The following is a 23,867-nucleotide window of genomic DNA, read 5'->3' as shown; positions in this document are numbered from 1 at the left end:
CGATCAGCAAGGGAGAACATCTCAATGCGCACCAACCTCGCGACCCGGGCCGGGCTGCTGGGCGTCGCCTCGGCGGCGGCCCTGTCCCTGGCCTCGGCCCCCGCCCAGGCGGCCCCCGCCACCGCGCAGCAGGCTCCAACTGCCGCCGCGCCGAGCACGGTCCAGAGGGCCGCGGCGGTCTTCGGCCAGGCGGCCGCCAAACGCGCCAAGTGGGTCACCCTCAAGCACCAGTCGAAGCGGGTCAGCATCTGGAGCGTGGTCTGGGATCGCAAGTACGGGCACCGGGTGATGCAGGTCAAGGCCCGCTGCTGGGGCAAGGGCCAAACCATGAACACCGCATTCGAGTACCGGAACCGGTGGGGGGCCTGGAGGATCATGAAGACGGCCAAGTGGCCCTGCGACGGCACTCCCCGTTACCTGCGCGTCACTAACGCCGGGCACAAGAAGTACGGCGCGACCTTCACCCTCTCGAATCGGCAGACCGTCGAGTACTGGGCGCAGTCCTACGGCTGAGCCGGCCACTGATCCGCCCCGCGTCCGGCGCCACCGTCCGGGCGCGTGGCGGGTGCGCGCCGTGTGCCCCGCGTGCGTAATCCGGCAAGCGGTTCCGGACACGCCACGGCGGGACGAACCGGGATTGGTCGGGCCCGGTGCGGCCGGATAATCCCGGCGCTCGCGGTCCGCCCAGGTGGCGAGGGGCGCGGGCTGGCCGGGTTCGGACGTTCTGTCCTACGTTCTTCAGAGGGTGTCTTCGACCCCGTTCATGATCTTTAGACACCCATCGCCAGTCCGCGGAGCGTAAACGTTCGTCCGTTCAACGGCCCGGTGCTCGTCCTCTCGACCAGGATTGATGTTCGTGACCAGCATGGAGAACTCTGCGCCTGCAGGCGCTGTGACGATGGCTGAGGTCGGCGCGGCACTGGATGCGCACCGGCCGACAGGGCTTCCCACGCCTCCCGGTTGGGCTGACTCCTGCGCGGAATCCGACCTCCAGCTGGGCATGACTGTCTTCGAGGCGAACGAGGGCAGCGGCCCAACGGCGCTGCACGTGGTCGAGGTAGTTGATCTGCATGGTCAAACAGGCGATGAGGACCTGGAAGGCATGGTCCAGGTAAGCGGGGTGTGCGCCTCCACGGGCAACGCATACTCATACCGGATCTGCGGCGACAACCGCGCTGAGCTCGTCACTTCACAGATGACGCAGGATCTCTCCACCATCGTGAACGACGTGCTGACCGGCTGACGAACGCCAAGAAGGCGCGACGTGCGATGGTCAGGCAGCAAGCGGAGCCGACGTTGACTTCCGGATCCACGCCTGCGGCCTTTTCCTGGTCAGCCGCCGGGTCATGAGCGTGATCGCGGCCACGGTCAGGTGCGCCTCGCTATGAGACGGCTTGCGTTCGAAGTCGATCACGTTGCGGCGGGCGTTCATCAACCAAGACAGAGACCCCTCGACGATCCACCTTCGCGCAAGTACCTCGAACCCCGTCTGACCAGGCCGTTTAGTCACGATCTTCAAGGTGAGGCGCAGGAAGCGGCGAGCCCACTCCACCAGCGTCCCGGCGTAGGTGCTGTCGCCCCACATCAGGGTGAGCTGCGGGTGCAACATCCGTAGCCGGGCCAGCACCTCCCGGGCGGCGTCGCGGTCGGGCTGCCCAGCCGGGGTGACCATCACCGTCATCATCAGGCCGAACATGTCCACGACCAGGTGACGCTTCCTGCCGCCCCCTCGTTTCCCGGCATCGTACGAGCGTGAGCGGCCGGTGACCGTAGCAGCGGCGCGCACCGACTGAGAGTAGATCACCCGGCGACCGGGTTGGGGCAGCGGCCCGCGCGCAGCCGGATGGCGCGGCGAAGCTCGTCACGGATCCGGTTGAAGACCCCGGCCCTGGTCCACCGGCTGAAGTGCGTAACGGCGCCGCTGGGATGCCCAGGTCGTCCGCGAACATCTGCAGCGACGTGGAGACCAGGAACGTCTCATCCGCCGCGGCGACCGACCTCCGTACGGCCGCATAGGTTCGATTTCCAGCGCTTGACACCAGCGCTTGATCCCCAAGTGCGAAATTGCAGCTGGTCTGTACCTCGATCAGCTCCCGCCCTTCGGCCACGAGCTGCTCGTACCGTTCCTGAGCGACATGCCCGATCTTCGACGACATGGTCCGCCCTCCCCTCCGAAACGTGCCTGGCACGCGGCGGGATGCGGACCACCAACCGTCAGCATGCTCCTGATCACAAAACGTTACAATCCCTCGCGGACAAGGTTTTTTGTAATCCAAGCAAGATCGCTAGTTGGGGAATAGAGACACCCTCTAGGTCTGGCGGCCGCCCCGGCCGTCGCGGCCCCGGCCGCGCACAGCGAGGTCACGACCCACGCGAGCGCAGCGGCAATAGCCAAGTGGTACACCCAACGGCACGAGGCGATGCCCCCGCGCAAGGGGTACTTCACGACCCCGGACTGGAAGCGGCTCTCGGGTGTCCGCGTGATACAGGTCAAGGCCCGCTGCTGGGGCAACGACTCGCAGCTGAAGGTCGACCTCGTGTACGTGAAGCGTTACGGCGCCGGCTCGAAGGTCGCCAAGTCCGGCAAGTGGGCCTGCAACGGCAGCTACGGCATCGTCCGCATCCACAACGCCGGGCACGGGACGTACTTTGCGGCGTTCAAACTCGACAAGAAGCACACCGTCGAGTACTGGGTGCAGTACTACAAGTAACCCGCTACAAGTCTGTCCCGGCACAGGGTGCTCCCGGCAGGCATACGAGGCCCCGCTCAGGCAAACGGGGCGGGCGGGGGCCCCTGCGCGTTGGCGTGGGCGACCAGGGAGGCGTGCGGTGGCTGAGCCCGGGAGCACCTGGAGTCAGACCCGGTCGAGAGGTCGGTGCGGCTCACCCGGGAGCTCAACCTTGATCACGTCGCCAGGGCGCACGACGCCACCCGTCCTGACGACGCTCATGACGCCGGCCCTGCGAACCAGATTCCCGGCCTCGTCGCGGCCGACGACCTGCTTGAGCAGACCGTCCTGGAAGGCGTCGATCTGAACGCAAGGGTTACGCAGCCCGGTCACCTCCACGACGGCCTCGTCGCCGCGCAGCAGCGTGCCGGCCGGACCATTCGGAAGCAGACAGATGTACTGGCCGCGGACGGTCGGACGGGCAGGGGGCCACCTGCCTCGGCGTGGAGGCGGCCCCCTTGCCTACTCCTGTCCCTCTTCCGGCAGGCCGTTGTCGAACTGCTTCGGCTGCACGGGCTTCTGCGGCTTGCCCCGCTCGGCCTTCGCCAGGGCGGCGGCGTCGGGGTAGTCGGTGACGAAGGCGTCCACGCCCAGGTCGAGGTGCGCACGGTACTCCGCCAGCGCGTCACCGTGGTCGGTCGGGGCCTGGCCGCGGCGCAGCTGCAGGGGCAGGTACTGGTTCTCGCTGCGGAAGGTGTACACGCCGATCTTCAGGCCCGCCTTGTGCGCGTCCGACACCAGCGTCGTCGGGGTGCCCGAGCTGCCGTCCGGGTTGAGCGGGATCGCCGATGACTTGTCCGGCCCGATCCACTGCGCGTACTCCGCGATCTTGGCCAGCCCCTCGGGCTTCATCATGTCCGCGTAGGTGGTCGGGTCTCCGGCCGCGGTCAGGTCGTACGGCCGACCGGTGGTGCCCAGCGCCTGCCACAGCGGCACGCGCAGGTCCTTGGCCACCCGCTTCAGGCTGGACGGCTCGAACGACTGCACCACCACCGGGCTGCCCGGCCGGTTGAGGCCGTTGCGCTTGACGGTCTCGATCAGCGGCTCCTCCAGCGGCAGCCCGATCGACCTGAAGTACGTCGGGTGCTTGGTCTCGGGGAAGACGCCGACCTGCCTGCCGTACTGGCGCGAGAGCCGCTTGGCCAGGTCGAGCACCTCCTGGAAGGTGAGCACCTCGTAGTAGCCGTTGTAAACGGTGTTGCGCTGGCGGATCGCGGGCAGCCGCTCGACCGCGCGCAGCGTCTTCAGCTCGGCCAGCGTGAAGTCCTCGGTGAACCACCCGGTCACGTTGCGCCCGTCGACGACCTTGGTGGTCTTGCGCGCGGCGAACTCGGGGCGCAGCGACACGTCGGTGGTGCCGGAGATCTCGTTCTCGTGCCTGACGACCAGCACGTGGTCCTTGGTCGGCACCAGGTCGGGCTCGATCCAGTCGGCGCCCATGGCCACGGCCAGCTCGTAGCCGCCCTGGGTGTGCTCCGGGCGGTGGCCCGCCGAGCCGCGGTGGCCGATGACGACGACCTGGGACCGGTCGTGAGCAGGCTCGGCCGCGGCCGGAGCCGCACCGGCTCCGGCGAGGGGGGCGAGAACGGCGAGGGTGGTGGCTGCGATCTTTCGCACGTGGGACTCCCTGCGGCATCTGCACCGGAGACTCTCACCGGCGATCACCGCGGGATTATGGTAAGGACCGAAATGGGACTATTGGCCAATAACGGCAGAATTTCCGGTGACGAGCGCGGTCCCTCAGCTGGGCACCGAACCGCATGTGGCCGGCCCTCGCTCCGGAGCAGCGAGGGCCGGGCCTCGGGTGGCTCATCGCGGCTGGATCCCATCGAGCCGTCGCCGCTGATCGCCGCTCAGCCGCAGGCTCGCCGCGGCGACGTTCTCCTCCAGGTGGTCGATCGTGGCGGTGCCCGGGATCGGCAGCACGACCGGGGAGCGGTCGAGCAGCCACGCGAGCGAGACCTGCGCCGCGGTGGCGCCGAGTTCGGCCGCCACGGCGGCGATCTCGGCCGTCGCCTCCGACACCGCGGGGTGGACGGGCCGCCAGGGCAGGAAGGCGATCCCCGCCGCGGTACAGGCGTCGAGCACGGCCTCGTGGTGGCGATCGAGCAGGTTGTAGCGGTTCTGCACGCTCGCGACGTCGATGATCTGCCGCGCCTCCGCGAGCTCGGCGACGGTGACCTCGGACAGTCCCAGGTGGCCGATCTTGCCCTCGACCTGGAGCTCGCGCAGCGTTCCCAGCTGGTCGGCGAGCGGCACCGTCGGATCGATGCGATGCAACTGGAGCAGCTCGAGCCGTTCGACCCGAAGCCGGCGCAGGCCCTGCTCGACCTGATCCCGCAGGAAGTCCGGCCGGCCGCAGATCGCCGCATCGTGCGGCGGGCTCGGCGGCGCGACCCCGACCTTTGTCGCGATGAGCAGATCGTCCGGATAAGGGGACAGCGCCTCGGCGAGGAGCTCCTCGTTGGCGCCCCACCCGTACAGGTGCGCGGTGTCGATCAGCGTCACACCCAGCTCGACGGCGCGGCGCGCCACCGCGATGGAGGCTTCCCGAGCCGGTCCGGGTCCGGTCGGCAGCTGCATGGCCCCGAACCCGAGCCGCCGCACGCTGCGCTCACCCCCGATGCGGAATGTGCTCGATGTCATGTGTCGCTTTCGCCTCTCACGTAAAGTTGATCATTACGACTGGCCCCGCGCACGGCGGAACCCTCGGACCGCCTCTGGCAGGCGAACGTCCGCGGTCAGCTGTTGACAACGCGGAGCGTGCCCGGATGGCGCCCGGCCAGGCGATCGAGCGCGGCCGACGACGCCTCGTCCGCCGGAAGGTAGGCGATCAGGCGCTGGTCGTCGGCGAGTTCGAGGGCCTCGTACGCGAGCCGCACGTCCCCGGCCTCCGGGTGCGCCCAGCGCTGGACACCGGCCCGCTCGGGGATGCCCGGCGTCGTGAGCCGCTCGCTGAAGGGCCCGCCGGCCGTGATGGTGAGCTCGTCGACGAGAGCCGCCACGTGCGGGTCGGCGAGACCGGCCGCGCCCTTGAGGATGGCGACCTGCTGGGTCGCGACGGCGTCCCAGTCGGGATAGACGCCGCGGGCGCGCGGGTCGCTGAACACGAACCGCGCGAAGCTGGGCTCGGCCACGTCCAGGAGGCCGGTGGGGCGAGCCAGGCGCTCGAAGCCCGTGGTGTACGCGAGCACCTGCGTCATCCGGTTGATCAGCACCGCCGGGGCGGGTTCCAGCTTGTCGAGCAGCGCCCGTACCGTCGGCCGGATGGACACGACCGGCGGCTGCGCCGAACGGCAGACGAACGAGCTGCCGCCTTCCATCGCCTTCGCCAAGATCCTGAGATGGAACCGCTCATCGGTGGACATCCGCAGGGCGTCGGCGAGCGCGCCGAGCACCTGCGGGGACGGATGCCGGTCGCGGCCCTGCTCCAGCCGCGCGAGGTACTCGACGCTGATCCCCGCGAGCGTGGCCAACTCGGCGCGGCGCAGCCCGGGGGTCCGCCGCCGGAACCCGGCGGGAAGCCCTATGTCGGCGGGCCTGATGGCCTCCCGGCGGCTCCGCAGGAACGCGCCCAACTCGTTGTCACTCACACCCGCAACCTACCGACCCCCGGCGCGCTCATCGTCGCCCTGTCAGGGCCAGCCTCAGCCCGGCCTCCCTACGCGCCGCCGCCCGGGCCAGGTTGGGGGACATGACTTCCAAGACCGTTACGACGATCCCGACCGCTCTGCCGCTCGCCGCCGGGCACTGGACCCTCGACCCGTTCCATTCGGCGGTCGGCTTCACGATCCGCCACCTGGGCATCTCGAAGGTGCGCGGCCAGTTCATGCGCTTCGAGGCGGACCTCATCGTCGGCGACACCCTCGACAGCTGTGCGGTCACCGCCACCGTTGCGCTCGACTCGGTCGACACCGGCAACGCCGACCGCGACGCCCACCTCAGCGCCCCGGACATGCTCGACGTCGCCAACCGCCCGGCCATGGTGTTCCGCTCCACCAGGATCGACGGCGCCGGCGACGACTGGATCATGGCGGGCGACCTCACCATCGGCGAGGTGACCAGGTCCGTCACCTTCGACGTCGAGTTCGGCGGGGTGGAGGACTCCATCGTGGACGGACGCCGGCACGCCGGTTTCGAGGCGAAGGGCGAGATCCGCCGGAGCGACTTCGGTCTCGGCTTCGCCCCCGCCATCCTCGGTGACTCCGTGAAGATCCAGCTCGACATGCAGTTCGTCGAGCCCGAGTAAACACCTCCGGACATGCGCGGACACCGGGGCCGCAGCCGCGCGCTACCCTGGCTCAGCCGAGGTGAAGGCAGGGTAGCGGGGCAACTCGGCGACGTCCCACTCCGCGCTTGTCTCCAACCACGCCTGTACGACCTCCGCCACAGCGGGAAACGCGCCCTGGTCGAGTTGGTCCAGCAGGCGACCCCACCGGTAGCGCAGCACCTGGCGCCGGCTCGGCACCGGTGTCCGGCTGGAATGCGTGGGCTGATCCTGCTCGCGGACCCGCGGCAAGAAGACCTTCGTCATCTGAATCGTCCAAGTGGCCACAGCCTGCCGCACCCCCGCTTCCCAGATCTCGTCATCGGCCAGCTCGGGATGGACGGCGACCACCTCCTCGCGGTAGACGTCCTCGATCTCCGCTTCCATCCCGGGCGGCAGCCGGAACACGCACCAGCACGTGGCGAACGGCATGCGTATGTATGCCGCTTCGAGAAAAGCCGAGTGATATCCGGCGCTCTCGAAGTCGAGCACCCGCAGCCCGTCCGCTGTCAGCAGGTTGTTGTCCGGGCAGATGTCACCTGGCGAGAACACCGGATACCGCTCGCTGCTCGCCTGCAGCGCCGCCAGCTCGCCGTCGAGCCCCGCAGGCACGACGGGTGGTAACACCTCTCCCAGATCGCGGAAGAAAAGCCACCCCGCACGGTCTGCGGAGTAGGCGGCCCGAGAGCGTTCCCACTCCTGCTGTCGTCCTGCACCGGCCTTGGCGATCCCCCCGTACGTCCGCGCCCACGCGAGCAGCCCTTCCCCCGCCGCTTCCGCCGACCCCCCGAGCAGCACGTCAGCCAGACTCGGCGCGACGCCGAGGTCCGACATCACGATGAGCGGGAAGGACGGGTCCACAGCCAGCAACCGGGGCCCGAACCCGTCACCGAGCGACAACCCGGCCGCCTCGGCCGGGAAGCCCGCAGCGTCCCGGTACGCCTTGACCACCACCGTGCCGTCATCGCCGGTCACACACCGCAGGACGTCGCTGCGCGAACTCCCGCCCAGATCGACCGGCCGTCTGACCCTCTGACCCAGGACCGCCGAGGCCGCCGCCAAGATCTTCTCCATGTCCGAGACTCTAGAGGTCCTCCGGCTCGGACGCCCTGGCACAGGGCGTCATGGCCTCTTGCTCCCCGACGCGAGTCAGCGGACCAGCCGGAAGAACGCGCGGACATCGGCGACCAGCAGGTCCGGTGCTTCCATCGCGGCGAAGTGGCCGCCCCGCTCGAACTCCGACCAGTGGACCACGTTGTGCTCGCGTTCGGCGACGCGGCGGATCCCGGCGTCGCCGGGGAAGACCGCCACCCCGGTGGGAACATCGGACTTCTCGACGGGCCGGCCCCAGTCGGTCGAGCCCTCCTTGTAGAGGCGGGCGGACGACCCCGCGGTGCCGGTGAGCCAGTAGATGGTGACGTCGGTGAGCATCTGATCGCGGTCCACGGCCTCTTCAGGGAGGTCGTGAGCGGGGTCGGTCCACTCCTTGAACTTCTCCACGATCCAGGCCAGCTGGCCGGCGGGAGAGTCGTGCAGGCCGAAGGCCAGCGTCTGCGGGCGGGTGGACTGGATCATGGCGTAGCCCGAGCGGTCCTGGTCGGTGTAGAGGGCCAGCCGGGCCTGCTCTGCCTCTGTGAGACCCTCCAGCTCGGCGGGTTCGAAGCTCGGGAAGCCCAGAGCGCCGTTGACGTGGACGCCGATGACGTTGTCCGGGGCGACGCGGCCGAGCTCGGGAGAGACCACCGAGCCGGTGTCGCCTCCCTGGGCGCCGTACCGGTCGTAGCCGAGGCGGCTCATCAGCTCGGCCCAGGCGCGGGCGACCCGGCGCAGGTTCCAGCCGGTCTCGCGGGTGGGGCCGGAGAACCCGAAGCCGGGCAGGGAGGGCGCCACCACATGGAAGGCGTCGGCCGGGTCGCCGCCGTGGGCGCGGGGGTCGGCGAGCGGACCGATGATCTTCATGAACTCGGCGATCGAACCGGGCCAGCCGTGCGTGAGGATCAGCGGGAGCGCGTCGGGCTCGGGAGAGCGGACGTGCAGGAAGTGGATGTTCTGGCCGTCGATCTCGGTGGTGAACTGCGGGTACTCGTTGAGCGCCGCCTCCTGCTCCCGCCAGTCGTACGCCGTCCGCCAGTACTCGGCCAGCTCCTTCGCGTACGAGGACGGGACGCCGTACGACCAGCCGGTGCCGGGCAGCTCGTCCGGCCAGCGGGTGCGGGCCAGGCGGTCGCGGAGGTCGTCCAGGTCGGCCTGCGGGATGTCGATGCGGAACGGGTTGATTTTCGCCATGCCCAAGACGTTAGGAGCCGGTTAGGACGGATTCGGTCCTAGGTTGCCGGCAAGATTGAAAACATGTTGGAGACCTCGGCTCGACTCCTCAGATTGTTGTCCCTCCTGCAGACCCACCGGGACTGGTCCGGCGCGGAGCTGGCGGAGCGGCTCGGCGTCACGACGCGGACCGTACGGCGGGATGTGGACCGGCTGCGGGAGCTGGGCTATCCCGTGCACGCCACAGCCGGCACGCCGGGTTACCGGCTGGGCGCCGGGTCCGACCTGCCCCCGCTGCTGCTCGATGACGACGAGGCGGTCGCGGTCGCGGTGGGGCTGAGGACGGCCGCCGGGGGCACGGTCGCCGGGATCGAGGAGACGTCCGTACGGGCGCTCGCGAAGCTCGAACGGGTGCTGCCTGCACGGCTGCGGCATCGTGTTCACGCGCTGCAGTCGATGACCGTCCCCATGACGGGGGCCTCACCACCGGTGGACCCCGAGGTGCTGACCGCCATCGCCGCGGCCTGCCGAGATCATGAGGGGCTGCGGTTCGACTACCGGTCGCGCGAGGGCCGAGAGAGCCGCCGTTCAGCCGAGCCCCATCGGCTCGTGCATTCGGGGCGCCGGTGGTACCTCGTGGGTTGGGACATCGACAAGGAGGACTGGCGGACGTACCGGGTCGACCGGCTGCGCCTGAGGACGCCGAACGGGCCGCGCTTCGTCCCCAGGGACCCGCCCGACGAGGACCTCGCCGCCTACATGTCCCGGGCGATCTCCAGTGCTCCGTACCGCTATCAGGCGCGCTTCACCATGCACGCCCCGGCGGAGGTCGTGACCGGGCACATGCCGCCGACGACGGGGACGGTGGAGCCCGTCGACGCGGAGACCTGCGTCCTCCTGTGCGGTGCGAACAACCTCGACGAGATCGTCGTGTGGGTCGCCCTGATGGACATCGGGTTCGAGGTGCATGACCCGCCGGAGCTGGTCGAGCGGATCGGCGTCATGGCCGACCGTCTCCGGGCGGCGTCAGGGACGACGGGGCGGTCCCACCACCGTTCCTCTCGGTAGGCCACCCCGGCGTGCGGGCAGCTCACCGACCGGTCGTCCACGCCGACGCTCAGGCTCCTCCGGCGCGGCCGAAGCGCACGTTGCGGCCGGGGGCGCGGTCTTTGTCGCTGGCCGGATGCGCGCACGGGCAGCTCCCAGGGGCTGTTCTGACCGGTCCAGGAGGTCACGATCCGCGGAGCTGGGCGGTGGCGGAGCGGGCGAGGTCGGTGGCCATGCGGCACAGCCGGTCCGTGGGGCGCGAGCCGCCGACCACGATGCGTACCTTCTCGACCGCGCTCTCACCGCGCTGGTCGGCGTACGACCGGTAGATCACCTGGAGCAGGCAGGTCCCGCCGCCCTCGCCCTTCGGCGTGACGAAGGCCCGGTAGCCGTTGACGCGGGTGGGCGTCCCGTCGTCCTCGGTGTTTCGCCGCAGTTCGCGGTCGAACTGCAGGTTCACCCACGTGTCGCCGGTGGTGCCGTCCCACGAGCAATGCCATCCGCCGAACCCGGGGTCGGGGCTGGTGGCGTCGACGCCTGGGACGGCCTCGATGGCGATGCCGCGCAGCAGCGCGCAGGCGTCCCTCTGGGCCAGGGAGGCGGCGGGCAGTGGCGGGGAGCGGCGTTCGATCGGGCCGGCGGCGAGTGCCTGGGCCGCGGTGGTGGTGGCGGCGTCGGCGATGGCGCACAAGTCGACCTTGCCGTCCTCCTCCATGTTCGCGATGACCTTCACGACAGTGTCCTCGACGCCGGGCAGCAAGAGCGTGCGCCGGCACACCTCACTCTCGGCGGGGTGGTCGATGACCTCGACCGGGCCCACGGTCCTGGCCGGCTGGGCCCGCTCGGGTGGCGGGTCGCGGTCGAGCCACACCTGGACGTCAACGACGCCGCGGGTGGGCGGGAGCACGATGACGTCGCACCGGTCGAAGTTGCCGTAGTCGACGTCGAGCTCCGCCCTGCCGAACCGGCGGAGCGCGGCGGGGTCGGTCAGGGCGCACGGGTCGGCGCTGCGCGGGTCACCGATCAGGGAAGCCGGCGGGCCGGCCGAAGGAGCGACCGGGCCGGCCGAGGGCCCGGCCGAGCTTGCCGTGAGCCCGCTCACCGTGTGGTACACCGCGTAGGCGGCGACGACAACGACCAGCGCCGCGCCCACCAGGATGAACGGCCGCCGCCGGGGACGGGGCCGCGCGGATCCGGCGAGCTTCTCCAGCCGCCGGGGACGGGTCGGCGCGGATCCCGCGAGCTTCTCCAGCCGCCGCCGGACCTCAGCGGCGCTCGGCCGCTCCACCGGGTCAGGCTGCAGCATGTCCGCCAGCAGGCTCTCCAGCGGCCCGACGTCGGCCGTCATCTCGACGGCGCCACGCGCGGCCTCCCACGCCGTGACGTACGCGTCGGACTCCTCCTCGTCCACCCCCGGCCGCGGCGGCCGCCCGGCGACCAGCGCATACAGGGTGGCGCCGAGGGAGAACACATCCGAGGCCGGCTCCGGCCGCCCCGTGACCACCTCGGGCGAGGCGTAGTCGACGGTGTAGCTGATGGCGCCGTTGGGCGTGATCGTCTCCCTGCCACCGACCCGGTACGCGGCGCCGAAGTCGGCCAGCTTGGCCACACCGTCGCCGGTGAGGATGATGTTGCCCGGCTTCACGTCCAGGTGCACGATGCCCTTGGCGTGCAGGGCGGCCAGCGCGCCGGCGATCTGCGCGCCGAGCCGGGCCGCCTGCTCCGGCGGCATGGGCGGGTGTTCGTCGAGGCTCCCGCCGGGCACGTGCTCCATCACCATCCACGACGCCGCCTCGTCGTCGTCCTGCACGGCGTCGTACAGGGTGACCACGTGCGGGTGGTTGAAGGCGGCCAGGGCGCGGGCCTCGGCCTGTAAGCGGCTGAAGCCGGCGTTGTCCACGAGCATGCGTTTGAGCACGACATCCCGGTTCAGCAGCAGGTCGCGGGCGAGCCAGACCTCCGTGGCGCGGCTGCTGACCAGGCAGGTCTCCTGGCGGTAGCGCCCGCCGACCGTCATGCCGTCGCGCACCGCCCGATCTCCCCTCGTCGATCACCGGGACCCTCGAATCTACTGGGTGAACGGGGGAATACACAGCGTTCTGGTCACACGTTCGAGAGCATGACAGGGCGCCTCGCGCCGAGGGCGGCCGCTACGTTTCGTGCTCTACGCCGGCGCCTTGGCGGCCGAGCCCGTCGCGACCCGCTCCCGCGTGAGGCGGCGGCGCCGGGCCGGCAGCCCGAGCGTCGGGTTGGCGACTCCCCAGGCGGCGCCCTTGCAGACCAGTTCCTTGTAGACGGCGGCGAGCCGTCCGATCAGGACCGCCTGCACGGCGCGGTCGTCGGCGGTGACGTACTGGATCAGGCCCTCCTTGCGGCCCAGCGAGATGCACTGGTTGAAGTAGCGGAGCGGCGTGTTCGGGAGCTTCCCGCCGGTCAGGCGCGTCGCGATCGCGTCGGCGGCCTGCCACGCGGTCGGAATTCCCGAGGCGCACGACATCCGCAGCGGCTTGTCCCCTGGGCCCATCACCATGGCCGCGTCGCCGACGGCGTACACGTCCGGGTGTGAGACCGAGCGCATGGTCCCGTCGACCACGATCTGGCCGTTGCCGGTGACCTCCAGGGCGGTCGCCTGCGCGATCGGGTGGACCGCGAAGCCGGTGGTCCACACGGTGACCGCGGCCGGGATGACCGTGCCGTCGGCGGTGGCGACGCGGTCGGCTTCGACGCCGGCGACGGCGGCGTGCTCGTGCACGGTGATCCCGAGCTTGCCGAAGACCTTCCGCAGGTGCTCGCGGCCCTTGGGCGAGAGCCAGTCGCCGAGGCCGCCGCTGGCGGCGAGGGCGACGTCGAGGTCCGGGCGGGCCTCGGCGATCTCGGTCGCGGCCTCCAGACCGGTGAGGCCGCCGCCGACGACGACCACGGCCTGCCCGGCGTCGAGGCGGGCCAGGCGCTCGCGCAGCCGGAGCGCTCCGGCGCGGCCGGCGATCTCGTAGGCGTGCTCGGCGGTCCCGGGGACGCCCTGGGCGTTCCAGCCGCTGCCGAGGGCGTAGACGAGAGTGTCGTAGGCGAGCTCTTCGGCGGCGGACCCGGGCGCGATCAGGCCGGCGCCGGACCCGGGCGCGATCACACCCGCGCCGTTCGCGTCGATGACGGTGACGGTCTTGCGGTCGACGTCGACGCCGGTGACCTTCGCGAGCCTCAGCTCGACGCCGGTGCCCGCGAACATCTCCCTGAACGGCCGGGGCTTGAGGTCCTGGCCGGTCGCCAGCTGGTGCATGCGGACGCGTTCGACGAAGTCCGGCTCGGCGTTGACGAGGGTGATGGCGACGTCCTCGCGGCGGAGCCGCTTGGCGAGGCGGCCGGCGGCGATGGCCCCGGTGTATCCGGCCCCGAGGACGATGATGCGGTGCTGCATTTTCCTTGCCCCTGTCTCGCGCGGGTTTTGCCACTTGAACCGGGCAGCCCGCCGTTTGCTGACAGGTACGCGATGTGAAACACCTCACATAGCGCTCAGAAGGCCAACAGGGGCTCCCCGTGGTCGGCGGCCGCCCAGTGCGCGGTCGCACGTTCGAGCTTGTCGGGGTTGACCTGGTTGCGGAACGCGGCGATGCCCTCGGCGGTGATCTCCAGGCACATGACGCCGACGACCCGGCCGTCCACGACGGCCACGACGGCGGGGTCGCCGTTGGCGGTCCAGGCGTAGACCTCGGGCGCGCCGCCGACCAGGGCGTGCTTGGCCTCGCTGGGTTTGAGCAGGCCCCGCAGGAACCTCGCGACCGCGACGGCGCCCTCGAACGCCTTGGCGCGGGCCGGGACCTTCCCGCCGCCGTCGCCGATCGAGATGACGTCCTCGGTGAGCAGGCGCACGAGCACCTCGGTCTGGCCGCTGGCGGCGGCCGCCAGGAACTCCTCGACGATCCGCCGGGCGGCGGCATCGTCGATCTCGGTGCGGGCCTTGCCGTCCGCGACGTGCTTCTTGGCGCGGTGGAAGAGCTGCTGGCTGGTGGCCTCGGTGATGTCGAGGATCTCGGCGATCTCCCGGTGCGGGTAGTCGAAGGCCTCCCGCAGCACGTACACCGCCCGCTCGCTTGGCGAGAGGCGCTCCATGAGCGTGAGGACCGCGTACGAGACCGCTTCCCGCTGCTCGGCGGTGTCGGCCGGGCCGAGCATCGGGTCCCCGGCGAGCAGCGGCTCGGGAAGCCATTGGCCCACATAGGTCTCGCGGCGCGCCCGCGCGGAGGTGAGCTGGTTGAGGCACAGGTTGGTGAGGACCTTCGTCAGCCAGGCCTCGGGCACCTCGATGCGGTCGACGTCGGCGGCCTGCCAGCGCAGGAACGTCTCCTGCACGGCATCCTCGGCCTCCCCTGCGGAGCCGAGGACGCGGTAGGCGATGGCCTCCAGGCGCGGCCTGGACGCCTCGAACCGGTCGACGTCGTTCGCGGTCAAGGGCATGGCCCGATGCTAGCCCGCGCGGCGCGAACCGGGCCGCCGCCGCGATGGTGTGAGGTTCAGGCGCAGTGCTCGAGGGTTGACGTGGCACGGGAACCGCCGTCGTAGGGTGGATCGCATGGCGAGGACCGCAGCACGACAGCCCGTACCCGCTCGGCGCGCGGACGCCGAGCGGAACATCGCGGCGATCCTCGAAGCCGGCGCCAGGCTGCTCAGCGCCGACCCCACGGCCAGCGTGGCCGACATCGCCAAGGCCGCCGGAGTGGGCAGGGTGACGCTCTACGGCCACTTCCCGTCGCGGGAGGCGCTGGTGGACGCGGTGCTCGATCACGCGGTTGACGTGGCGGACGCGGTGCTGGCGGACGAGTCGATCGACACGGCGCCGGCGCCGGCGGCCATGGCGGAGCTGCTGCGGTCGTCCTGGGAGTTGCTCGACCGGCATCGCCGCCTGTTTATGGCCGCTGACCGGGTGCTGGCCACGGAGCGGATCCGGGAGCACCATGACCGGCCGTTGCGGCGGGTCGAGCGGCTTATCGCGCGCGGGCAGCGCGACGGCGACTTCCGGACCGACCTGCCGCTGGCCTGGCTGGTGACGACGTTCTTCTCGATCATCCACAGTGCCGCGCAGGAGCGTGAGGCGGGGCGGCTCGCGCCCGAGGAGGCCGAGCAGGTGCTGATCACGACAATGCTGTCACTGCTCGCCCCGGCCGAGCGGCCCGCACAAGCGTAGCCGCGCCGACGGCACGATCGTGGGCGGCAGCACCAGGAGCCGCGCACACAGAACAGTGCGGGCACGCTTGTGTGCCCTCGCACGTCGAACCGCACCTTTCGCACTTTACGGGCGCACCGGAAGCTGCTCATCCCTGCTGTGCAGTATTGCGGGACTACTCCCGGCGTCGTAGTCCGGCCGGTCGTTGCTTCCGGTGAGGTAGCGCAAATGGGGCCGAGTGTGGGACGTCGTGAAGCCCCGGCTTGACGACCATTGCCAGTCATGAGAACCCCAGTCAGGTACCTCCACGGGGCGGCGTTGCTGACCACCGGGCTGCTCGCGGGCGCGTTCGGGTACGGCGCGGCCAACGTGATCCCCACGTTCGGCGCCGTTCCGCTGGATGTGCGCCTGACCTTCCACACCACGATGATGAAGGTCAACGAGCCGGTCATGCAGAGCGCGATGGCGCTGGCCATCCTCACCACCTTCGGCCTGGCGATCGCCGGCCGGGGCCGGTGGCGCCGGCTGGCGTTCGGCGCCGGTGCGCTGGCACTGGCCTCGCTGCTGATCACCGTGTTCGGCAACATCCCCCTGCATGCGCATTTCCGGAAGTGGGCCGCCGGCCCGGTCCCGGATGGTTACGCCGAGATCTTCCAGCGGTGGGAGCTGTTCCACACCCTGCGCACCCTGACCGCGCTGGCCGCTTTCGCCCTGATCATCACTGTCGTCGTCGTCGCCCGGCCATCTACCCGCTGAGGAGAATCATGTTCTTGCGTATCGCGATCACCGCGCAGACCGTCGCCCTGCTGCTCCAGGCGGTCACCGCCGGGCTGCTGCTGGCCTCGCCCGGAGGCCGGATGGCGCACAGCGCCACGGCCCTCGGTGTCGTGGTCACCGTGCTGCTGTACCTGGTCGCCGCGCTGGTGTCGCGGCGAGTGAGCGCCATCCTGCCCGCCGCCGGCATGCTGGTGATGACGCTGGCCCAGATGGCGTTGGGCATGGCGCACGTGAAGAGCCTGCATGTGCCGCTCGGCGTGCTGATGTTCGGCGTGAGCATGGTGCAGCTGGCACGGGTCTGGTCCGTCAGCCGCACTCAGCCGGCGTCAGCATGACGAGGACCGGACGGCCTGACTTCCACGCCTTCCTGACGCGGCTGCCGTACGAGCTGGCCTTCAGCCAGGAGGACCCGGCCACGATCGTGGACCGCTACTACACCCCCGACCTCGAATACCGCAACGACGGCATCACCCTCGACCGGCAGCGGCTGATCGACCACGCCGGCCCGGCCCGCAAGAACTCCCTCGAGCTGGACATCCAGGTCCACGAGACAGTGCTCGACGGCGACCGGGCCGCCGCCCGCTACACCATGACCGTCCGGACCAGAAAGGACAAGACCCTGCAGATCGAGGTCTACCTGTTCGCCCAGCTCGCCCCCGACGGGCGGGTCCATCGCGTGAACTCGATCACCAGGACCGCCAACCCATGAACGTCACCCCACTTCGTAACCGGCCTCTTCCACAACGTTCCTGATCTCCGCATCGTCGACCGGGCCGTCAGAGGTGACAGTGACCTGCCCGGTCGCCAGCTCGACAGCTACCGAGGAGACCCCGGCGACCTTGCCGATCTCGCTCTTCACCTTGCCGGCGCACCCGCCGCAGGTCATCCCCGACACCTTGTACGTGCTCGTGCTCATCGCCACATCTCCTCTCGATACCCCTTGCGGGTATGTGCAGAGACGGTACGCCGCGATCACTTCCGGGGCAAGACATACGGGCCAGGGGTATATGAGACTCATGTCACATTGCGATGACTATACCCCCTATGGGTATGGTCACAGGCATGAGAAGAATCAACAGGATCATCGTCGTCGGTGCTTCGCTGGCCGGGTTGCGGGCCGTGCAGGCGCTGCGCCGGGAGGGCTTCGAGGGCGAGGTCACGCTGGTCGGAGCCGAGACGCACGTGCCGTACAACCGCCCGCCGCTCTCGAAGAGCGTGCTGCGGGGCGACGACGACGTCACGCTCCCGGGTGCGGAGGAGCTCGGCGACCAGTGGCTGCGCGGCCGGCAGGCCGTACACCTTGACGTCCGGAACCGGACGGTCAGCCTTGACGACGGCACCGAGGCCGGCTACGACGGCCTCGTCATCGCCAGCGGCGCACGCCCGCGGCGGCTCGACGGCGTGCACACCCTGCGCACCCTTGAGGACGCGCTGGCACTGCGCGCGGAGCTCGAGTCGGGACTCGAGCACGTGCTGGTCATCGGCGGCGGCTTCATCGGGGGCGAGGTGGCCGCCACGGCACGGCAGCTCGGCAGGAAAGTCACCCTCGTCGACTCGGCGCCGTACCCCATGCACGCCGGACTGGGCGAGGACGCGGCACGCTGGCTGGCCGCGCACCACGAGCGCAACGGCGTCGAGCTCATCACGAACGTCCGGGTCACCGCCGTGAACGGCGGCCAGGTACGGCTCAGCGACGGCCGCTCTATCGCCGCGGACCTGGTCGTCGGGGGCATGGGCGTGGTGCCGAACACGGAATGGCTGGACGGCAGCGACCTGGCCGTGGACGACGGCGTGCTGTGCGAGCCGACGCTGTTCGCGACGGGGTCGAGCGACATCGTGGCCGCAGGGGATGTCGCCCGCTGGCCGCACGGCCTGTTCGACGGCGAGATGGTGCGCATCGAGCACTGGGCCAACGCCAACGAGCAGGGCGCGGTCGCCGCCCGTAATCTGCTGGCCGGACCCGAGAACGCTCAAGCATTCCTGGACGTGCCGAACTTCGCCACCCATGTGCACGGCGCCCGCATCCAGACGGCCGGGCTGCCGCACCTCGCGGACACGGCGAGCATCGCCACCGGCTCCCCGGAAGAAGATCGCTTCGCCGTGGCCTTCACCCGCCGGGGCGTGCTGGTGGGCGCCGTCGCGGTCAACTCCCCCAAGGACCTGATCCAACTCAAGCGGGCGATCACCGCGCGCCAAACAGTCTGACTACGATCGCAGGTAGCATTGCCGGCATGATGCGCGGCCTCGGCGAACTCGAATCCACGATCATGGACCGGATGTGGGCCCGGCGCAGGCCCGCCTCCGTACGAGACGTCCTGGAAGACCTCCGCCAGGAGCGGACCATCGCCTACACCACCGTGATGACCGTGATGGACAAGCTGCACACCAAGGGCCTGCTCAAGCGCCGGCCCGTCGGTCGCGCCTACGTCTACGAACCGGTCGCCTCCAAGGAGGCGTACACCGCCGACCTGATGCGCAGCGCGCTGGCAGGCAGCGACAACCAGGCCGCCACGCTGGTGCACTTCCTGGAGCGGCTGACCTCGGAGGAGGCCGCGGCGCTGGAGGCGGCGCTGCAGGTGTTCCCGCACCGAGGCAGCCGAGCATGATCGCCGCCATCGTCCTGCTGCTCTATACGGTCGTGACCGCGATCTGGCTGCCCCGGCTGGGTCGGCGGGCGGCCTGCTGGGCCGATCGGGCGCCCCGGCTGGCGATCACGCTGTGGCAGGCCGCGGCCGCTTCGGTGGTCGCCTCGGTGCTGTTGGCCGCGCTGGCCTTCGCCGTTCCCCCCGAGGTCGTGGGGCACGGTTTGGCCGGGCTGTTCGAGGCCTGCGCCGACATGCTGAACGACGGGTCCGGGCTCACACCGGCGGGCGCGGGTGCGCTGCTGGCAGCGGGAGCGGTGCTCGCCCGGGTCGCCTATTGCGGGGCGGCCGTCCTGGTCAGGGCCCGCATGGAACGTCGCGAGCACGCGGCGCTGCTCACTCTCCTGGGTCGGCGCGACAGCGACCTCGGCGCGGTCGTGATCGAGTACGACGAGCGCCTGGCCTATTGCGTGCCCGGCAGGCACGCCCAGATGGTCATCACCACGGGAGCGCTGCAAAGTCTGGCTCCTGAACAGGTCGCCGCGGTGCTGGAGCACGAGCGGGCGCATCTTCGGGGACGCCATCATCTGGTGCTGGCCGGCGGAGAGGCTCTGGCCCGCGCTTTCCCGCGCGTCCCGCTGTTCGAGCGGGCCAGGACGGAGATCGCCCGGCTGATCGAGCTGCTGGCCGACGACGTCGCCGCGCGCCGCCACCCGCGTGTGCAGATCGCCGCCGCGCTGGTCCGCCTGGCCACCGGTCACGCGCCTGCGTTCACACTGGGCGCGGGCGGCGAGACAGCGCTCACCCGGGTGCGCCGCATGCTCAACCCCGAGGCCCCGCTCGGCCGCCGCGAGCGCCTGACCGGGCTGCTTGCGGTCGCCCTGCTGCTGGGTGGACCCGCGATGGTCGCGCTGGTGCCCGGCCTCAGCTCCTTCCTGGCACATCATTGCCATTCGCTCCTCGGCCTCTGACCTACTAGCACTGATAGTAGACTCCGTGTCATGCGAGGAATTCACGCTGCCGCGCTGGCGCTCCTGGTGTCGGTGCTGGGGGCCTGCGGGCAGTCCGGTGAGCCGGCGCAGACCGATGATCCAGGCGTCGGGCATGTTCACGGCATCGGCGTCGACCCCGCCGACGGCGCCCTCTACCTTGCCGGGCACTACGGCTTGTTCAAGGTCACGTCCGCCGACGCCGCCCAGCGCGTCGCCGGACGCGTACAGGACCACATGGGATTCACCGTGATCGGCCCCAAGACCTTCCTCGCCAGCGGACACCCTGGCGAGGCCGACACCGACTCCCCGCCCCATCTCGGCCTGATCCGCACCACCGACGCCGGCACAACGTGGGAAACGATCTCCGAGCGCGGCGCCGCCGACTTCCACGCCCTGCAACCGGCCGGGAGCACCCTCTACGCCTACGACAGCCAGACCAGTCGTCTTCGGGCAAGCGTGGACGGGGGTGCGACCTGGCGGCTGGGCGCCGAGGAGGAGATCATCGCCCTCGCCGCCAACGCCGCACGGCCTGAACGCGTCTACGCAGCCACGACCAACGGCGTGCAGGTGAGCGAGAACGGCGGCATGGACTTCGAGCCGGTGAAGAACGCACCCTTGCTCAGCCAGATCGAGGCTCCCACAGCCGACCTCCTGATCGGGCAGGACACCGAAGGCCAGGTGCACCTGAGCACCGACGACGGCAAAACGTGGCGGAAGAGCGGTCGGCTCCCGGCTCCGGCGGCCGCGTTCACCGCCGTCGACCGGCAACGCCTCCTCGCCGCAGCCGAGGACGGCACCGTGTACGAATCGAAGAACGGCGGCACGGACCTCACCGTCATCTTCCGCCCCACCAGCAGCCAATGACTACTATGACTGATGGTAGATAGCGGCTTCCTGTGAGCGCGCCACCGGGCGGGTATGGAGGAGACCATGACGTCCGGGGATGCCAAGGATCGCAGCACGGCGGTTCTCGATGTGAGCGGCCTGCAGTGGGCCTCCGAGCAGAACGTCGTGCGTGCCGCCCTGAGTCGCCGCCCTGGAGTGATCGAGGTCGAGGTGAACCCGGTCGGGCAGACCGCCACCGTGCTGTTCGACCCCAGGGCCACGTCCCTGGCCGAGCTCCGCCGCTGGGTACAGGAATGCGGCTACCACTGCGCGGGCCAGTCTGTGCCGTCGCACGTCTGCGATCCCATGACAGAACCCGACCCGCCAGGTGGCGAGCACGCCCCCCGCACCGCTTCAGCCGTCCTGGAGCCCGCCGCCGAGCGTGGCGAACGTACAGGTCACGAGGCCGGTCCGGCGCCGCACGAGACGATGGGGCACGGGGGCCACGGCGCCATGTCGATGGAGGCCATGGTGGCCGACATGCGCAACCGGTTCCTGGTGGCGGCCGTGCTGTCGGTCCCGATCCTGATCTGGTCGCCGATCGGCCGCGAGGTGCTGGGACTGGATGTGCCGGTGCCGTTCGGGCTGCGCGAGGACGTGTGGGCGCTGCTGCTCAGCCTGCCGGTGATCTTCTACTCGTCGTGGATCTTCTTCGACGGCGCCGTACGGGCGTTGCGGGCGCGCACGCTGGACATGATGGTGCTGGTCGCCGTGGCGATCGGGGCGGGCTGGCTCTACTCGCTGTACATCACGCTGACCGGCGGCGGCGAGGTGTTCTACGAGGCGGCGACCGTGCTGGCGGCGTTCGTGCTGCTGGGGCACTGGTTCGAGATGCGGGCCAGAGGCGGCGCCAACGACGCGATCCGCGCGCTGCTGGACCTGGCCCCGCCCAAGGCGGTGGTGATCCGCGACGGCGAGCAGGTGGAGATCCACACGGCCGAGGTCGTGGTCGGAGACGTGCTGCTGGTCCGTCCCGGCACGAAGATCGCTGTCGACGGCGAGGTCGTGGAGGGCGAGAGCGAGGTCGACGAGTCGATGGTCACCGGCGAGAGCCTGCCGGCGCACAAGGCCCCGGGCTCCGCGGTGGTCGGCGCGACCATCAACAAGAACGGCACCTTGCGGGTGCGGGCCACCAAGGTCGGCGCCGACACCGCCCTGGCCCAGATCGTCAAGCTCGTCCAGCAGGCCCAGAACTCCAAGGCCCCAGGTCAGCGCCTGGCTGACCGGGCGGCGTTCTGGCTGGTCCTCGTCGCGCTCATCGGCGGCGGGCTGACGCTGGCGGCCTGGCTGCTGGCGGGCGCGGCCACCGGAACGGCCATGCTCTTCGCCATCACCGTCGTCGTGATCACCTGTCCCGACGCGCTCGGCCTGGCCACCCCTACCGCGATCATGGTGGGCACCGGCCTCGGCGCCAAGCGCGGCGTGCTGTTCAAGAACGCCATGGCGCTGGAGACCTCGGCCCGCATCCAGACCGTGGTCATGGACAAGACCGGCACCCTTACCAAGGGCGAGCCCGAGGTCACCGATGTGATCGTCGACGGGCTGGAGCAGGCCGAGCTGCTGCAGCTGATCGCCGCCGTCGAGCGGGAGTCCGAGCATCCGCTGGCCGAGGCCGTGGTCCGGTACGCCGACGCGCACGCTCCCGGCGTCCTGCGGGCCACCAGGTTCGAGAACGTCCCAGGTCACGGCGCAACGGCTCAGGTGGACGGGCGCCGGGTCGTGGTGGGCAACACGAAGCTGATGCAGGTCGAAGGCATCGACCTCGGCCTGCTGGCCGCCCGGCGCGAAGAACTGGCCGCGGGCGGGCGTACCGCGGTCATCGCCGCCGTGGACGGGCGTGCGGCCGGGTTGATCGCGGTAGCCGACGCTCCTCGCGACAGCTCAGCGGCTGCGGTGGCCGCGTTGCACGAGGCCGGCGTCGAGGTCGTCATGCTGACCGGCGACAACGAGGCCACCGCCCGGCGGATCGCCGATCAACTGGGCATCGACACGGTGATCGCCGAGGTGCTGCCAGGCGACAAGGCCGCCAAGATCGCCGAATTGCAGAGCGGCGGCCGCAGGGTCGCGATGGTCGGCGACGGCGTCAACGACGCCCCGGCCCTCGCGCAGGCCGATCTGGGCATCGCGATCGGCGCCGGGACCGACGTCGCCATCGAGACCGCCGACGTGGTGCTCATGCGATCCGACCCGCTCGACGTGCCGACGGCCCTGGCCATCGGCCGCGGCACGCTGCGCAAGATGCGGCAGAACCTGGGCTGGGCCATCGGGTACAACACGATCGCGCTGCCGATCGCGGCCGGCGTCTTCGAGCCCGCCTTCGGTCTCGTCCTACGACCGGAGATCGCTGCCCTGTCGATGTCGGGGTCGAGCTTCATCGTCGCGGTCAACGCACTCGCCCTCAAAGGGCTCCGCCTGCCCCGCTCTGCCGCCGCCGGAGACTGAGCGCCGACGTGGCTGCGACCCGCCCACCGCTGCGCGCCGGCCCGGTCTCTACTACACCCCATAGTAAAGTGCGTTATGTGCAGGTCAGACCAGACGCTCGTGGCGGGATGCCGGGCACATCGACCAGCTACTTTTCCTCAATACCCCATACCCGTACAATCTTAGCTTCACGACTAAGGAGCGTCATCATGGACCACAGTGGTCACCATCATCCGTCCTCTGAACCCGCACTCCCGGCGGAGCACGAGCACGCTCACCACACCCCGCCCATGGCCACATGGGGAATGGCGGCGCAGGCGACGCTGCACTGCCTGACCGGTTGCGCCATCGGCGAGGTGCTGGGCATGGTCATCGGCACCGCCGCCGGCCTGTCCAACCTCGCCACGGTGGTCCTTGCCGTGGCGCTGGCCTTCGTGTTCGGCTACGCGCTCACCATGCGCGGCGTGCTGCGCGCCGGGGTCGACTTCCGCACCGCACTGAAGGTCGCGCTGGCCGCCGACACCATCTCCATCGCGATGATGGAGATCCTGGACAACGCGGTGATGCTGATCGTGCCCGGCGCCATGGACGCGGGCCTTGCCAATTGGCTGTTCTGGGTGGCGCTGGCCGGGTCGTTGCTGGTGGCCTTCGTGCTGACGACACCGGTGAACAAGTGGCTGATCTCACGAGGCAAGGGACATGCGGTGACGCACCAGTACCACCACGGCCACTGAGGACTGCCTA

The 23,867-nt window shown here is 70.3% G+C and carries 26 protein-coding genes; 15 read left to right on the top strand and 11 right to left on the bottom strand.

Annotated features, from left to right (window positions below):
* Positions 1 to 513: hypothetical protein (locus tag ABN273_RS55665; RefSeq protein ID WP_349457876.1), on the top strand; the 513-nt coding region annotated here is incomplete at its 5' end.
* 343 nt (positions 514 to 856) lie between these two features.
* Positions 857 to 1,243, top strand: coding sequence for a hypothetical protein (locus tag ABN273_RS55660; protein ID WP_349457875.1), 387 nt, complete (start codon positions 857 to 859; stop codon positions 1,241 to 1,243).
* 30 nt (positions 1,244 to 1,273) lie between these two features.
* Here ABN273_RS55660 and ABN273_RS55655 read toward each other — a convergent pair whose 3' ends face one another.
* Complete coding sequence (locus tag ABN273_RS55655) at positions 1,274 to 1,786, bottom strand: transposase (protein ID WP_349457874.1); 513 nt, start codon at positions 1,784 to 1,786, stop codon at positions 1,274 to 1,276.
* A gap of 634 nt (positions 1,787 to 2,420) precedes the next feature.
* Here ABN273_RS55655 and ABN273_RS55650 point away from each other — a divergent pair.
* Positions 2,421 to 2,711 carry a hypothetical protein gene (locus ABN273_RS55650; protein ID WP_349457873.1) on the top strand — a complete coding sequence of 97 codons (291 nt, stop codon included), beginning with the start codon at positions 2,421 to 2,423 and terminating at the stop codon, positions 2,709 to 2,711.
* A gap of 144 nt (positions 2,712 to 2,855) precedes the next feature.
* Here the strand turns inward: ABN273_RS55650 and ABN273_RS55645 are convergent, their stop codons facing one another.
* The 4 genes from ABN273_RS55645 to ABN273_RS55630 form a co-directional block, all read right to left on the bottom strand.
* Entirely contained in the window at positions 2,856 to 3,089 is a 234-nt protein-coding gene (locus ABN273_RS55645) for a hypothetical protein (protein ID WP_502911330.1), read from the bottom strand.
* Positions 3,090 to 3,191: 102 nt separating this feature from the next.
* The gene (locus tag ABN273_RS55640) at positions 3,192 to 4,346 is read right to left on the bottom strand and encodes a glycerophosphodiester phosphodiesterase (protein WP_349457871.1); all 1,155 of its coding nucleotides are present in this window, start codon (positions 4,344 to 4,346) and stop codon (positions 3,192 to 3,194) included.
* Between the two features lie 192 nt (positions 4,347 to 4,538).
* Positions 4,539 to 5,375, bottom strand: coding sequence for an aldo/keto reductase (locus ABN273_RS55635; RefSeq protein ID WP_349457870.1), 837 nt, complete (start codon positions 5,373 to 5,375; stop codon positions 4,539 to 4,541).
* A 95-nt stretch (positions 5,376 to 5,470) separates the two neighbouring features.
* Positions 5,471 to 6,322 (bottom strand): helix-turn-helix domain-containing protein, encoded by an 852-nt coding sequence (locus ABN273_RS55630; protein WP_349457869.1) that lies wholly within the window; start codon positions 6,320 to 6,322, stop codon positions 5,471 to 5,473.
* A 101-nt stretch (positions 6,323 to 6,423) separates the two neighbouring features.
* Here ABN273_RS55630 and ABN273_RS55625 point away from each other — a divergent pair, with 101 nt between their 5' ends.
* Positions 6,424 to 6,978 carry a YceI family protein gene (locus tag ABN273_RS55625; protein ID WP_349457868.1) on the top strand — a complete coding sequence of 185 codons (555 nt, stop codon included), beginning with the start codon at positions 6,424 to 6,426 and terminating at the stop codon, positions 6,976 to 6,978.
* Between the two features lie 42 nt (positions 6,979 to 7,020).
* On the opposite strand, the gene ABN273_RS55620 is transcribed toward ABN273_RS55625, so the two are convergent.
* Positions 7,021 to 8,070, bottom strand: a complete 1,050-nt coding sequence (locus ABN273_RS55620) for a hypothetical protein (protein ID WP_349457867.1) — start codon at positions 8,068 to 8,070, stop codon at positions 7,021 to 7,023.
* 75 nt (positions 8,071 to 8,145) lie between these two features.
* A complete protein-coding gene (locus ABN273_RS55615; protein ID WP_349457866.1) occupies positions 8,146 to 9,282 on the bottom strand; it encodes an epoxide hydrolase family protein in 1,137 nt (378 codons plus the stop codon).
* Between the two features lie 63 nt (positions 9,283 to 9,345).
* On the opposite strand from ABN273_RS55615, the gene ABN273_RS55610 reads away from it, so the two are divergent.
* Positions 9,346 to 10,329, top strand: coding sequence for a helix-turn-helix transcriptional regulator (locus tag ABN273_RS55610; protein ID WP_349457865.1), 984 nt, complete (start codon positions 9,346 to 9,348; stop codon positions 10,327 to 10,329).
* Between the two features lie 163 nt (positions 10,330 to 10,492).
* Here the strand turns inward: ABN273_RS55610 and ABN273_RS55605 are convergent, their stop codons facing one another.
* The 3 genes from ABN273_RS55605 to ABN273_RS55595 form a co-directional block, all read right to left on the bottom strand.
* On the bottom strand, positions 10,493 to 12,337 hold the full coding sequence (locus tag ABN273_RS55605) for a serine/threonine-protein kinase (protein WP_349457864.1): 1,845 nt from the start codon (positions 12,335 to 12,337) through the stop codon (positions 10,493 to 10,495).
* Between the two features lie 135 nt (positions 12,338 to 12,472).
* Positions 12,473 to 13,723 (bottom strand): NAD(P)/FAD-dependent oxidoreductase, encoded by a 1,251-nt coding sequence (locus ABN273_RS55600; RefSeq protein WP_349457863.1) that lies wholly within the window; start codon positions 13,721 to 13,723, stop codon positions 12,473 to 12,475.
* A 95-nt stretch (positions 13,724 to 13,818) separates the two neighbouring features.
* Positions 13,819 to 14,760, bottom strand: coding sequence for an RNA polymerase sigma-70 factor (locus ABN273_RS55595; protein ID WP_349457862.1), 942 nt, complete (start codon positions 14,758 to 14,760; stop codon positions 13,819 to 13,821).
* Positions 14,761 to 14,875: 115 nt separating this feature from the next.
* Between ABN273_RS55595 and ABN273_RS55590 the strand changes: the two genes are divergently transcribed.
* From ABN273_RS55590 to ABN273_RS55575, 4 genes are all read left to right on the top strand, one after another.
* Positions 14,876 to 15,487: a TetR/AcrR family transcriptional regulator gene (locus ABN273_RS55590; RefSeq protein WP_349457861.1), complete on the top strand. Its 612-nt coding sequence runs from the start codon at positions 14,876 to 14,878 to the stop codon at positions 15,485 to 15,487.
* Between the two features lie 261 nt (positions 15,488 to 15,748).
* Positions 15,749 to 16,222 carry an anthrone oxygenase family protein gene (locus tag ABN273_RS55585; RefSeq protein ID WP_349457860.1) on the top strand — a complete coding sequence of 158 codons (474 nt, stop codon included), beginning with the start codon at positions 15,749 to 15,751 and terminating at the stop codon, positions 16,220 to 16,222.
* 8 nt (positions 16,223 to 16,230) lie between these two features.
* Positions 16,231 to 16,578, top strand: coding sequence for a hypothetical protein (locus tag ABN273_RS55580; protein WP_349457859.1), 348 nt, complete (start codon positions 16,231 to 16,233; stop codon positions 16,576 to 16,578).
* Positions 16,575 to 16,952 carry a nuclear transport factor 2 family protein gene (locus ABN273_RS55575; protein ID WP_349457858.1) on the top strand — a complete coding sequence of 126 codons (378 nt, stop codon included), beginning with the start codon at positions 16,575 to 16,577 and terminating at the stop codon, positions 16,950 to 16,952. The genes ABN273_RS55580 and ABN273_RS55575 overlap by 4 nt, the downstream gene beginning before the upstream one ends.
* 3 nt (positions 16,953 to 16,955) lie before the next feature.
* Here ABN273_RS55575 and ABN273_RS55570 read toward each other — a convergent pair whose 3' ends face one another.
* On the bottom strand, positions 16,956 to 17,159 hold the full coding sequence (locus ABN273_RS55570) for a heavy-metal-associated domain-containing protein (RefSeq protein WP_349457857.1): 204 nt from the start codon (positions 17,157 to 17,159) through the stop codon (positions 16,956 to 16,958).
* A 146-nt stretch (positions 17,160 to 17,305) separates the two neighbouring features.
* On the opposite strand from ABN273_RS55570, the gene ABN273_RS55565 reads away from it, so the two are divergent.
* The 6 genes from ABN273_RS55565 to ABN273_RS55540 all read left to right on the top strand — a co-directional run bounded on the left by ABN273_RS55565 (position 17,306) and on the right by ABN273_RS55540 (position 23,857).
* Positions 17,306 to 18,448: an NAD(P)/FAD-dependent oxidoreductase gene (locus tag ABN273_RS55565; RefSeq protein WP_349457856.1), complete on the top strand. Its 1,143-nt coding sequence runs from the start codon at positions 17,306 to 17,308 to the stop codon at positions 18,446 to 18,448.
* Between the two features lie 26 nt (positions 18,449 to 18,474).
* Entirely contained in the window at positions 18,475 to 18,849 is a 375-nt protein-coding gene (locus tag ABN273_RS55560; RefSeq protein WP_349457855.1) for a BlaI/MecI/CopY family transcriptional regulator, read from the top strand.
* On the top strand, positions 18,846 to 19,796 hold the full coding sequence (locus tag ABN273_RS55555) for a M56 family metallopeptidase (protein ID WP_349457854.1): 951 nt from the start codon (positions 18,846 to 18,848) through the stop codon (positions 19,794 to 19,796). The genes ABN273_RS55560 and ABN273_RS55555 overlap by 4 nt, the downstream gene beginning before the upstream one ends.
* Before the next feature lie 30 nt (positions 19,797 to 19,826).
* Complete coding sequence (locus ABN273_RS55550; protein WP_349457853.1) at positions 19,827 to 20,681, top strand: F510_1955 family glycosylhydrolase; 855 nt, start codon at positions 19,827 to 19,829, stop codon at positions 20,679 to 20,681.
* Between the two features lie 66 nt (positions 20,682 to 20,747).
* Entirely contained in the window at positions 20,748 to 23,144 is a 2,397-nt protein-coding gene (locus ABN273_RS55545; protein ID WP_349457852.1) for a heavy metal translocating P-type ATPase, read from the top strand.
* A 188-nt stretch (positions 23,145 to 23,332) separates the two neighbouring features.
* The gene (locus tag ABN273_RS55540) at positions 23,333 to 23,857 is read left to right on the top strand and encodes a DUF4396 domain-containing protein (RefSeq protein WP_349457851.1); all 525 of its coding nucleotides are present in this window, start codon (positions 23,333 to 23,335) and stop codon (positions 23,855 to 23,857) included.
* Positions 23,858 to 23,867 lie beyond the last annotated feature (10 nt).

It is taken from the genome of Nonomuraea sp. B19D2, assembly GCF_040137845.1.
In the GTDB taxonomy this organism is placed as follows: domain Bacteria; phylum Actinomycetota; class Actinomycetes; order Streptosporangiales; family Streptosporangiaceae; genus Nonomuraea.
The sequence above is the reverse complement of the archived record's forward strand: the minus strand, read 5'-3'. Positions and strand labels throughout refer to the sequence as shown.

What these genes read in the sequence shown, in the direction of transcription:
- ABN273_RS55650 (WP_349457873.1), top strand. Translation starts at nt 2,421, where the DNA reads ATGCCCCCGCGCAAGGGGTACTTCACGACCCCGGACTGGAAGCGGCTC.
- ABN273_RS55635 (WP_349457870.1), bottom strand. Translation starts at nt 5,375, where the DNA reads ATGACATCGAGCACATTCCGCATCGGGGGTGAGCGCAGCGTGCGGCGG.
- ABN273_RS55625 (WP_349457868.1), top strand. Translation starts at nt 6,424, where the DNA reads ATGACTTCCAAGACCGTTACGACGATCCCGACCGCTCTGCCGCTCGCC.
- ABN273_RS55620 (WP_349457867.1), bottom strand. Translation starts at nt 8,070, where the DNA reads ATGGAGAAGATCTTGGCGGCGGCCTCGGCGGTCCTGGGTCAGAGGGTC.
- ABN273_RS55615 (WP_349457866.1), bottom strand. Translation starts at nt 9,282, where the DNA reads ATGGCGAAAATCAACCCGTTCCGCATCGACATCCCGCAGGCCGACCTG.
- ABN273_RS55610 (WP_349457865.1), top strand. Translation starts at nt 9,346, where the DNA reads ATGTTGGAGACCTCGGCTCGACTCCTCAGATTGTTGTCCCTCCTGCAG.
- ABN273_RS55600 (WP_349457863.1), bottom strand. Translation starts at nt 13,723, where the DNA reads ATGCAGCACCGCATCATCGTCCTCGGGGCCGGATACACCGGGGCCATC.
- ABN273_RS55595 (WP_349457862.1), bottom strand. Translation starts at nt 14,760, where the DNA reads ATGCCCTTGACCGCGAACGACGTCGACCGGTTCGAGGCGTCCAGGCCG.
- ABN273_RS55590 (WP_349457861.1), top strand. Translation starts at nt 14,876, where the DNA reads ATGGCGAGGACCGCAGCACGACAGCCCGTACCCGCTCGGCGCGCGGAC.
- ABN273_RS55585 (WP_349457860.1), top strand. Translation starts at nt 15,749, where the DNA reads ATGAGAACCCCAGTCAGGTACCTCCACGGGGCGGCGTTGCTGACCACC.
- ABN273_RS55580 (WP_349457859.1), top strand. Translation starts at nt 16,231, where the DNA reads ATGTTCTTGCGTATCGCGATCACCGCGCAGACCGTCGCCCTGCTGCTC.
- ABN273_RS55575 (WP_349457858.1), top strand. Translation starts at nt 16,575, where the DNA reads ATGACGAGGACCGGACGGCCTGACTTCCACGCCTTCCTGACGCGGCTG.
- ABN273_RS55570 (WP_349457857.1), bottom strand. Translation starts at nt 17,159, where the DNA reads ATGAGCACGAGCACGTACAAGGTGTCGGGGATGACCTGCGGCGGGTGC.
- ABN273_RS55565 (WP_349457856.1), top strand. Translation starts at nt 17,306, where the DNA reads ATGAGAAGAATCAACAGGATCATCGTCGTCGGTGCTTCGCTGGCCGGG.
- ABN273_RS55560 (WP_349457855.1), top strand. Translation starts at nt 18,475, where the DNA reads ATGATGCGCGGCCTCGGCGAACTCGAATCCACGATCATGGACCGGATG.
- ABN273_RS55555 (WP_349457854.1), top strand. Translation starts at nt 18,846, where the DNA reads ATGATCGCCGCCATCGTCCTGCTGCTCTATACGGTCGTGACCGCGATC.
- ABN273_RS55550 (WP_349457853.1), top strand. Translation starts at nt 19,827, where the DNA reads ATGCGAGGAATTCACGCTGCCGCGCTGGCGCTCCTGGTGTCGGTGCTG.
- ABN273_RS55545 (WP_349457852.1), top strand. Translation starts at nt 20,748, where the DNA reads ATGACGTCCGGGGATGCCAAGGATCGCAGCACGGCGGTTCTCGATGTG.
- ABN273_RS55540 (WP_349457851.1), top strand. Translation starts at nt 23,333, where the DNA reads ATGGACCACAGTGGTCACCATCATCCGTCCTCTGAACCCGCACTCCCG.